The following is an 11,382-nucleotide window of genomic DNA, read 5'->3' as shown; positions in this document are numbered from 1 at the left end:
TCCTCCGGCCAGTCGGTCACACGAATTCCAGTTCTATCCGAGAGGTTCGAAGAGGTCCCCATGGCGACGAACGAAGAGACGCTCCGCGATTACCTCAAGTGGGTCACCGCCGATCTGCACGAGACGAAGCAGCGGCTGCGCGAGGTCGAGGACGCCGGGCACGAGCCGATCGCGATCGTCGGCATGGCCTGCCGCTTCCCCGGCGGCGTCGCGTCGCCGGAGGACCTGTGGCGCCTGGTGTCGGACGGCGCGGACGCCATCGGCCCCTTCCCCGAGGACCGCGGCTGGGACCTCGACGCGATCTACGACCCGGACCCCGAGCGCTCCGGCCGCACCTACGTCAAGGAAGGCGGATTCCTCTACGAGGCCGGCGCGTTCGACCCGGGCGTGTTCGGCATATCGCCGCGCGAGGCCCTCGCGATGGACCCCCAGCAGCGCCTCGTCATGGAAGCCGCCTGGGAGGCGTTCGAGCGCGCCGGAATCGACCCGCAGTCCGTGAAGGGCAGCCGCACGGGCACCTTCATCGGCTGCTACAACCTCGACTACTGCTGGTCCCTGCCCTCCATCCCCGAGGGGTACGAGGGCCACCTGACCACCGGCAGCGCGGCGAGCGTCGTCTCCGGCCGCGTCGCCTACACCTTCGGCCTGGAGGGCCCGGCCGTCTCCGTCGACACCGCCTGCTCCTCGGGACTCGTCGCCCTGCACATGGCCGCGCAGGCGCTGCGCTCCGACGAGTGCTCCATGGCCCTCGTCGGCGGCGTCACCGTCATGTCCACCCCGCTGGAGTTCATCGGCTACAGCGAGCAGCGCGGCATGGCCGCCGACGGCCGCTGCAAGGCCTTCTCCGCAGGTGCCGACGGCATGGCGCTCGCCGAGGGCGCCGGCATCCTGCTCGTCGAGCGGCTCTCCGACGCCGTGCGCAACGGGCACGAAGTACTGGCCGTCGTACGGGGTTCGGCGACCAACCAGGACGGCGCCAGCAACGGCCTGACCGCCCCCAACGGTCCCTCCCAGCAGCGCGTCATCAAGCAGGCCCTCGCCAACGCCCGACTGTCCGCCCACGACGTCGACGCCGTCGAGGCGCACGGCACCGGAACGGCCCTCGGCGACCCGATCGAGGCGGGGGCGCTGCTGGCGACCTACGGCCAGCGGCCCGCGGACGCCGCACCCCTGCGGCTGGGCTCCGTGAAGTCCAACATCGGCCACACGCAGGCCGCTTCGGGCATCGCCGGGGTCATCAAGATGGTCATGGCGATGCGCAACGGCGTCCTTCCCAAGACCCTCCACGTCAGCGAGCCGTCCCCGCACATCGACTGGTCGTCCGGCGCGGTGGAACTGCTCACCGAGCCCTCGGACTGGACCGTCGACGGCCGCCCGCGCCGGGCCGCCGTCTCCTCGTTCGGCATCAGCGGCACCAACGCCCACGTCATCCTGGAGCAGCACCTCGCACAGGACGGGGCCGAGGGCGCCGCCGGCAGTCCCGCACCCGAGGTACCCGCCGGGACCGTCGTCACCGGCGGCCCGGTCCCGTGGACCCTGTCCGGCAAGACCACCGAGGCCCTGCACGGGCAGGCGGCCCGGCTGCGCGCCCACGCGGAGTCCGGCACCGCCGTCGAACCGGCCGTGGTGGCCCGGGCCCTGGCCACGACCCGGGCCGCGCTGGAGCGGCGCGGTGTCGTCCTGGCGGGCGACCGCGAGGGCTTCCTGACCGGCTTGGACGCGCTGGCCGCCGGGCTGCCGGCGCCGGGCGTCGTGGACGGCGCCGTCGTCAAGGGCGCGGAGCGTCCGGTGTTCGTGTTCCCGGGGCAGGGTTCGCAGTGGGCGGGGATGGCGGTGGAGCTGTACGACTCCTCGCCGGTGTTCGCGGCGCGTCTGGACGACTGTGAGCGCGCCCTGGCCCCGTATACGGACTGGTCGTTGTTGGAGGTGCTCCGGCAGAAGGACGGTGCTCCTGGTTTCGACCGGGTCGATGTGGTGCAGCCCGCGCTGTGGGCGGTGATGGTGTCGCTGGCGGAGCTGTGGCGTGCGGCTGGTGTCGTTCCGGCGGCGGTGGTCGGTCATTCGCAGGGTGAGATCGCGGCGGCGGCGGTGTCGGGTGCGCTGTCGCTCCAGGACGCGGCGAAGGTGTCGGCGTTGCGGGCGAAGGCGTTGCTCGCGTTGGCGGGCAAGGGCGGGATGGTGTCCGTCGCCGACACCGCCGAAGCGGTGGCGGAACGTATCTCCGCCTGGGGTGAGCGGCTCGCGCTCGCTTCGGTGAACGGTCCGCGCTCCACGGTGGTTTCGGGTGATCCGGAGGCTCTGGACGAGCTGATGGCGGCTTGCGAGGCCGATGGTGTCCGCGCCCGCCGCATCAGCGTGGACTACGCCTCGCACGGTCCGCAGGTGGAGTCGATCCGTGACGAGGTGATCGGTCTGCTGGACGGGATCGAACCGCGGACGGCCGAGGTCCCGTTCTTCTCCACCGTGACGGGGGAGTGGGCCGACGGGTCGGAGCTGGACGCCGAGTACTGGTACACCAACCTGCGCCGCACCGTTCGCTTCCAGGACGCCATCACCGGCCTCCTGGAGCGCGGGCACGGGCTGTTCGTCGAATCCAGTGCGCACCCGGTGCTGACCATCGGCGTCCAGGAGACCATCGAGGCGGCTGGTTCCCCGGCCGTCACCCAGGGCACCTTGCGCCGTGACGAAGGCGGCCCGCAGCGCTTCCTCGCCTCCCTCGCCGAGGCCTGGACCCACGGCGCCCCCGTCGACTGGCAGGCCGTCCACGCCGGCCAGGACACGGCGCGCGTCGACCTGCCCACCTACGCCTTCCAGCGCGAGCGCTACTGGCTGGAGGTGGCCGACTCCGGGTCCGGTGACGTGTCCGCCGCCGGTCTCGGCGCCGCCGACCACCCCCTCCTCGGCGCGGCCGTCCGCCTCGCCGACGGGGACCAGGCCGTCCTCACCGGCCGCCTGTCGCTGCGCACCCACCCCTGGCTCGCCGACCACGCCGTGAACGGCACGGTCATCCTGCCCGGGACCGCGTTCGTCGAGCTGGCCGTCCGCGCCGGCGACGAGGCCGGCTGCGACACCCTCGACGAACTGACCCTCGAAGCCCCGCTCGTCCTGCCCCCCGAGAGCGCGGCACGCCTCCAGCTCGTCGTCGGCGGCCCCGAAGCCGACGGCCACAGGCCCGTGGCCCTCTACTCCCTCCCCGAGGACGCCCCCGAGGGCACCCCGTGGACCCGCCACGCCACCGGTCTGCTGCTCGGCGCCCGCCGCGAACCGGACTTCGACCTCTCCGCCTGGCCGCCGCCCGGTGCCGACCCCGTCCCCCTCGACGGCTTCTACGAGGCCCTCGCCGGTACCGGCTACCAGTACGGGCCCGCGTTCCGGGGCCTGACCGCCGTGTGGAAGCAGAGCGACGGCGACGAGCTCTACGCCGAGGTCGCCCTGCCCCACGAGCAGTACGACGACGCCGCCCGCTTCGGCCTCCACCCCGCCCTCCTCGACGCCGCCCTGCACGCCGGTCTGGTTCCGGCCGCCCGCGGCGAGGCCGACGGGATACGCCTGCCGTTCTCCTGGAACGGGGTCACCCTGCACGCCGTCGGCGCGACCGCGCTGCGCGTACGGATCTCCCCGGCCGGGGACGACGGCGTCGGCCTGGAGATCGCCGACGCCACGGGCCGCCCCGTCGCCACCGTCGGCGCCCTGGTGTCCCGGGCCGTCACCGCCGCGTCCCTCGACTCCGGACCGGTCACCGACGACTCCCTGTTCCGGCTGGACTGGACGGCCGTGGACACGGACGGCCTCCCGCGGGACGCCGCGCCGCACGACTGGTGCGTGCTCGGCGAGGACCGCCTCGGCATCGAGGCCGCCTTCCAGCGGGTCGGGGCGTTCCCGCAGGTCTTCGACGACGTGTCCACCCTCGGCGACGCCGTCGCCGCCGGACTGCCCGCCCCCGAGGTCGTCGTCCTGCCCGTCGGCGGCGCCCCCGCCCCGGACGCGGACTCCCCGGCCGGTGCGCTCGCCGACGCGGTGCGCGCGGAGACCGCCCGCGTCCTGGCCCTCCTCCAGGAATGGCTCGCCGACGAGCGGCTGGAGGGAGTCCGGCTGGCCGTCGTCACCCGCGGAGCCGTCTCCGTACGCCCCGGCGAGGACGTCACCGACCTGGTCCACGCCCCGCTGTGGGGCCTGGTCCGCTCCGCCCAGGCCGAGAACCCGGGCCGGCTGCTGCTCGTGGACCTCGACGCGGCCGGCGCCACGCCCGAGGACGCCGCCGCGGCCCTCCCCGCGGCCGTGGCCGCCGCGGGGCGTGCCGACGAGCCGCAGGCCGCCGTACGCGACACGGCGGTGCTCGCGCCGCGCCTGGTCCGCGGCGCCGCCGCCGGCGGCACCCTGACGCCCCCGCGGAACGCCGACGGCTGGCAACTGGCCTCCTCCGGCGGCACCCTCGACGGCCTGGCGCTGGTGCCCGCCGGGAGCCGGCCGCTCGCCGAGGGCGAGGTCCGTGTCGCGGTCCGCGCCGCCGGCCTGAACTTCCGCGACGTGATGATCGCGCTCGGCATGTACCCGGGCGACGCCACCATGGGCAACGAGGGCGCCGGCACCGTCACCGAGACCGGCCCGGGCGTCACCGGACTCGCCGTCGGCGACCGCGTGATGGGCCCGTTCCCCGGTGCCTTCGGCCCGCACACCGTGGCCGACCAGCGCGTCGTCACCCGTGTCCCCGACGGCTGGACCTTCGAGGAGGCCGCGTCCGCCCCGACCGCCTTCCTCACCGCGTACTACGCGCTGGTGGATCTGGCCGGCCTGAAGGCGGGCGAGCGGGTCCTGATCCACGCCGCCGCCGGCGGTGTCGGATCGGCCGCGGTGCAGATCGCCCGGCACCTGGGTGCCGAGGTGTTCGGCACGGCCAGCGAGGGCAAGTGGGACGCGCTGCGCGCGGCCGGTCTCGACGACGCCCACATCGCCTCCTCCCGTGACGTCTCCTTCGAGGAGCGCTTCTCCGCCGCCACCGGCGGCGAGGGCGTCGACGTGGTCCTGAACTCCCTCGCCGGCGAACTCACCGACGCCTCGCTGCGGCTGCTGCCGCGCGGCGGCCGCTTCGTCGAGATGGGCAAGACCGACGTCCGCGACCCGCGGGACACCGAACGGCACCACACCGGGGTCGCCTACCGGGCCTTCGACCTCGCCGAGGCCGGACCCGACCGGATCGCGGAGATGCTCGCCGAGCTGGGCCGGCTGTTCGAGGCGGGCGTGCTGCGGCCGTTGCCCGTCCGTGCCTGGGACGTCCGGCGGGCGCCGGAGGCGTTCCGGTTCATGAGTCAGGCCAGGCACACGGGGAAGATCGTGCTGACGGTTCCGCAGGGCTGGGACCCGGATAGCACGGTCCTGATCACCGGCGGTACCGGCACCCTGGGCGCGCTCGTCGCCAAGCACCTCGTCACGGAGCACGGCGTACGGCATCTGCTGCTCGCCGGCCGGCGCGGCCCGGACGCCCCCGGCGCCTCCGAACTGGTGGCGGAGATAGCCGGGCTGGGCGGCACGGCCGAGGTGGTGGCCTGTGACGCCGCCGACCGCGACGCGCTGACCGCCCTCCTCGCCGCGATCCCCGCCGACCGGCCGCTGCGCGGAGTCGTCCACACCGCCGGAGTCCTCGACGACGGGGTGATCGCCTCCCTCGACGCCGACCGGCTCGGCGCCGTCCTGCGGCCCAAGGCGGACGCGGCCGCGCTCCTCCACGAGCTCACCCGCGACCTGGACCTCACCGCCTTCGTCCTGTTCTCCTCCGCCGCCGGCGTCATCGGCGGCCCCGCCCAGGGCAACTACGCCGCCGCCAACGCCTTCCTCGACGCCCTCGCCCAGCACCGCCGCGCCCGCGGCCTGCCCGCCACCTCGCTCGCCTGGGGCCTGTGGGACGAGGCCAGCGGCATGACCGGCCACCTCTCCGAGGAGGACGTCGCCCGCATGGCCCGCTCCGGCATGGTCGCCTTCTCCCCGGCCGAGGGCCTCGCGCTCCTCGACGCCGGCACGGCCACGGGCGCGCCCCTGCTGGTCCCCGTACGCCTGGACCAGACCGCCCTGCGCACCATGGCCACCACCGGCGCCCTGCCCGCCCTCGCCCGCGGCCTGGTCCGCGTGTCCGGCCGCCGCACCGTGGAGAGCGCCGACGGCGCCGGCGGCTCGGCCCTCGCCCGCCGGCTGACCGCACTGACCCCCGACGACCGGCTGCGGACCCTGCTCGACCTGGTCCGCACCCACGCGGCCGCCGTGCTCGGGCACTCGGCCGCCGAAGCCGTCGGCGCCGACCGGGCCTTCAAGGAGCTCGGCTTCGACTCGCTGACCGCCGTCGAACTGCGCAACCGGCTCGGCGCGGCCACCGGACTGCGGCTGCCCGCGACCATCGTCTTCGACCACCCCACCCCCGCCTCCCTCGCCCGCCAGCTGCGCACCGCGCTCGTCGGCGACGCCGGGGCGGAGCGGCGGGACGAGGACAACGCCCCCCTCACCGTCCCGGCCGCCGACGGCGACCCGGTCGTGATCGTGGGCATGGCCTGCCGCTTCCCCGACGGCGTGGACTCGCCCGAAGCGCTGTGGCGGCTCGTCACCGCCGAGGGCGACGCCATCGGCGCCTTCCCCGCCGACCGCGGCTGGGACCTGGACGCCCTCTACGACCCGGAGCCCGGCACGCCCGGCCGCACGTACGTCAAGGAGGGCGGGTTCCTGCACGACGCGGGCCGCTTCGACGCCGAACTCTTCGGGATCTCCCCGCGCGAGGCCCTCGCCATGGACCCGCAGCAGCGGCTCGTGCTGGAAGGCGCCTGGCAGGTCTTCGAACGGGCCGGCATCGACCCCGCCACCCTCAGGGGCACCCGCACCGGCGTCTTCGTCGGCGCCGTCCCGTCCGGGTACGCCACCGAACTGCGCGAGATCCCCGAGGGCGTCGAGGGCTACTTCGGCACCGGCCTCTCCAACAGCGTCATCTCCGGCCGCGTCGCCTACAGCTTCGGCCTCGAGGGCCCCGCCGTCACCGTCGACACCGCCTGCTCCTCCTCACTGGTCGCCCTCCACCTGGCGGCGCAGTCCCTGCGCCAGGGCGAATGCTCGATGGCGCTGGCCGGCGGCGTCGCGGTCATGTCGACCCCCGCCGAGTTCGTCGAGTTCGGCCGCCAGCGGGCGCTCGCCGCCGACGGCCGCGCCAAGGCCTTCGCGGGCGCGGCCGACGGCACCGCCTTCTCCGAGGGCCTCGGCGTGCTCCTCCTGGAGAAGCTCTCCGACGCCCGCCGCAACGGCCACCGCGTCCTCGCCGTCGTACGGGGCTCCGCCACCAACCAGGACGGCGCCTCCAACGGCCTCACCGCCCCCAGCGGACCCGCCCAGCAGCGCGTCATCCGCCAGGCACTGGCCTCCGCGAAGCTCTCCGCGCAGGATGTCGACGCCGTCGAGGCCCACGGCACCGGCACCCGGCTCGGCGACCCCATCGAAGCGCACGCCCTGCTCGCCACCTACGGCCAGGGCCGCGACACCGACCGGCCGCTGTGGCTCGGCTCCCTCAAGTCCAACATCGGCCACACCCAGGCCGCCTCCGGCATCGCCGGCGTCATCAAGTCCGTGATGGCCCTGCGCCACGGCGTCCTCGCCCGGACCCTGCACGTCGACGAGCCCTCCCCGCACGTCGAATGGTCCACCGGGGGCGTCGAGCTGCTCACCGAGCAGCGGGCCTGGCCCGAGACCGGCCACCCCCGCCGGGTCGGCGTCTCCTCCTTCGGGCTCAGCGGCACCAACGCGCACGTCATCCTGGAGCAGGCCCCGCAGGCCGCCTCCCAGGACCGCGACCGGGCGCCCGAGGACACCGGACGCCCGACGGTGGCCGGGGTCCTCGCCGCCACCGTCCCCTGGACCCTGAGCGGCAAGAACCCCGCGGCCCTCCAGGCACAGGCGCGGCGCCTGTACGACCACCTCGCCGCCGACGTCGACCTGTCCCTGTCCGACGTCGCCCTGTCCCTGGCCACCACCCGGGCACGCCTGGAGCACCGGGCCGCCGTCGTCCTCGGCAGCCGCGAGGAGGCCCTCGCCGGACTCGCCGCCCTCGCGGAGGCCGCACCCGCCGGCCGCACCGTCACCGGCACCGCCGACACCGAGGGCAAGACGGTGTTCGTGTTCCCGGGTCAGGGTTCGCAGTGGGCCGGGATGGGCGTCGAACTCCTGGACTCCTCGCCGGTGTTCGCGGCCCGGTTCGCGGAGGTCGCGGCGGCGGTGGAGGCGCATGTCGACTGGTCGGTGGAGGAGGTGCTGCGCGGGGAGGGTGATCTTTCCCGTATCGAGGTGCTCCAGCCGGTGCTGTTCGCGGTGATGGTGTCCCTGGCCGACCTGTGGCGTGCGGCGGGTGTGGTGCCGGACGCGGTCGTCGGCCACTCCCAGGGGGAGATCGCCGCCGCGGTCGTCTCGGGTGCGCTGTCGCTGGAGGACGGTGCGAAGGTCGTCGTACTGCGCTCGCAGCTGTTCGCCGACGAGCTGGTCGGGCGGGGTGCGGTCGCCTCCGTCTCGCTGGGCGCGGACGCGGTCCGCGAACGGCTCGCCCCGTACGGGGACGCGCTCTCCATCGCCGGGATCAACGGTCCGGGCACCGTCACCGTCGCCGGTGAGGTAGCCCCCCTGGAAGAGCTGGTCGCGGCCCTCGAGGCGGAGGGGGTGCGCGCGAAGGTCATCCCGTCGACGGTGGCCTCCCACTGCGCCCAGGTCGACCGCCTCAAGGACCAGGTGACCGGACTGCTCTCCTTCGTCCGGCCGCGGGCCGGCTCCGTCCCCCTCTACTCCACCGTCACCGGGGAAGTCCTGGACGGCTCGGAGCTGACCGCCGCCTACTGGTACGAGAACTGCCGGCGGCCCGTCTCCTTCGAACCCGTCGTACGCTCCCTGCTCGCCGACGGACACCGCGTGTTCGTCGAGTCCAGCGCCCACCCCGTCCTCGTGTACGGGGTCATGGAGACCGCCGAGGACGCCGGGTCCGAGGCCCTCGCCCTGGGTACCCTGCGCCGCGAGGAGGGCGGCCTGGCCCGCTTCTACACCGCCCTCGCCACCGCCTGGACCCGCGGCGTCGACGTCGACTGGACCTCCGTCCTCGCCGGACGCGGAGCCCGCACCGTCGAACTCCCCACGTACGCCTTCCAGCAGCAGCGCTACTGGCTGGCCTCCGGCCCCGCCGAGGCCACCGCCCTCCTCCAGGGTCCCGCCGAGGAGACCGAGGGCGCGTTCTGGTCGGCCGTCGAAGCCGGCGACCTCGACTCCCTGGCCGAGACCGTCGGCCTCGACGGCGACCGCCCGCTGCGCGAGCTGCTGCCCGAGCTCGCCACCTGGCGGCGCGGCCGCCGCGAACGCTCCACCGTCGACTCCTGGCGCTACGACGTCGACTGGACCCTGCTGCCCGAGGACGCCACCGACCGGCTCACCGGACGCTGGCTCGTCGTGGAGCCCCTGCGGGCGGCCCACCCGGAGCGCACCGCGGCCACCGTCGCCGCGCTCGCCGCGCACGGCGCCGACGTCCACCGGCTCGCCCTCGACCCGGCCGCGGCCGACCGCACCGCCTGGGCCGCCTTGCTCCCCGGCGACCCGCTCACCGGCGTGGTCTCCCTGCTCGGCGACGCGGCCGACCGGGACGACGTCGCCACCGGCACCCTCGTCCTCGTCCAGGCCCTGAACGACGCCGGAGTGACCGCGCCCCTGTGGGCGCTCACCCGCGGCGCCGTCGCCACCGGCCCGGCCGACGCGCCCGCCGACCCCGTCCAGGCCCAGCTGTGGGGCCTCGGCCGGGTCGTCGCCCTCGAACAGCCCCGTACCTGGGGCGGCCTCGTCGACCTGCCGGCCGAGCTGGACGAGCGGGCCTCGGCGCGACTCGCCCGGGTCCTCACCGGCCTCGGCGACGAGGACCAGGTCGCGGTGCGCTCCGGCGGAGCCTTCGGCCGCCGGCTGGTGCGCGCCCCGCTGGGGGACCGCGAGCCGGTCCGCCGCTGGCAGCCGTCCGGGACGGTCCTGGTCACCGGCGGCACCGGAGGCGTGGGCGCGCAGGTCGCCCGCCGCCTCGCCGCCACCGGCGCCGCCCGCCTCGTCCTCACCAGCCGGCGCGGCGCCGAGGCCCCGGGGGCGGAGGAACTCGCCGCCGAACTCCGTGCCCTGGGCGCCGACGTGACGCTCGCCGCCTGCGACGTGTCCGACCGCGGCCGGCTCGAGGCGGTCCTCGACGCGATCCCGGCCGGGCAGCCGCTGACCGCCGTCGTCCACGCCGTCGGCGTCGTCCAGTCCACCCTCGTCGACGAGATGACCACCGACGAGTACCGGAAGATCAACGAAGGCAAGATCGACGGCGCTCGCCACCTCGACGAGCTGCTCGGCGACACCCCGCTCGACGCGTTCGTCCTGTTCTCCTCGAACTCCGGTGTCTGGGGCAGCGGCCGGCACGGCGGCTACGCCCCCGGCAACGCCTGGCTCGACGCGTTCGCCCAGCAGCGCAGGGCCCGCGGCCTGACGGCCACCTCCCTCGCCTGGGGCGCCTGGGGCGGCGGCGGCATGATGGAGGGCGAGGGCGTCGAGGAGTACATGCGCCGCCGCGGCGTCATCGAGATGGACCCCGAACTCGCCCTGAACGCGATGGTCCAGGCCGTGGAGCACGACGAGGTGTTCCGCGCCGTCGCCGACGTCGAATGGGAGCGCTTCGCCCGCGGCTTCACCTCCGGCCGCCCCAGCCCGCTCATCCAGGGCGTCCCGGAGGCCCGCGCCGCCCTGAAGGCCGCCGAGGAGCCCGAGCGGACGGCGGCGGCCGCCACCGGGGCCGCGGCCCGGCTCGTCGAAGAGCTCACCGCGGCGAACCCCGCCGAACGCGAGACGATCCTCCTCGACCTGGTGCGCGACAAGGTGGCCGGCGTCCTCGGCCACGACTCGGTCGACGCCATCGAACCCGGCCGCGCCTTCAAGGGCCTCGGCTTCGACTCGCTGACCGCCGTCGAACTGCGCGACCGGCTCGGCGCCGCCACCGGCCTCAAGCTCCCCGCCACCATCGTCTTCGACTACCCCAACCCGGCGGCCCTCGCCGGGCACCTGCGCGGCGCCCTGCTGCCGGAGTCGACGGCCCCCGTCGGCTCGGTCCTCGACGAGCTCGACCGCCTCGAGGGCGCGCTCGCCGCCACCGCACCCGACAGCGACACCCGCACCAAGCTCAAGCAGCGCCTCGAAGCCCTGCTGTGGACCGTGGGCGGCACGGACGCCACCCCGGACGAGACCACCGGCGAAGGCCTGCACAGCGCCACCGCCGACGACATGTTCGCCCTGCTCGACAAAGAGCTGGGCACCTCCTGACACATCCGGGAGGGGTGTCTCCCCGGACGGGCCACGACCACGGTCTGTCCG

Annotated in this window: 1 protein-coding gene; it reads left to right on the top strand. The window is 75.2% G+C overall.

Annotation, left to right across the window (positions count from 1 at the left end):
• Positions 1 to 60 precede the first annotated feature (60 nt).
• Positions 61 to 11,331 (top strand): type I polyketide synthase, encoded by an 11,271-nt coding sequence (locus ACZ4WZ_RS30105; protein ID WP_467895466.1) that lies wholly within the window; start codon positions 61 to 63, stop codon positions 11,329 to 11,331.
• The last annotated feature ends 51 nt before the right edge of the window (positions 11,332 to 11,382 follow it).

The sequence above is a fragment of the Streptomyces sp. NPDC029122 genome (genome assembly GCF_055569445.1).
The sequence above is the reverse complement of the archived record's forward strand: the minus strand, read 5'-3'. Positions and strand labels throughout refer to the sequence as shown.

Bases quoted from the DNA above. Each gene is read 5' to 3' on its own strand.
- ACZ4WZ_RS30105 (WP_467895466.1), top strand. From the start codon at position 61: ATGGCGACGAACGAAGAGACGCTCCGCGATTACCTCAAGTGGGTCACC.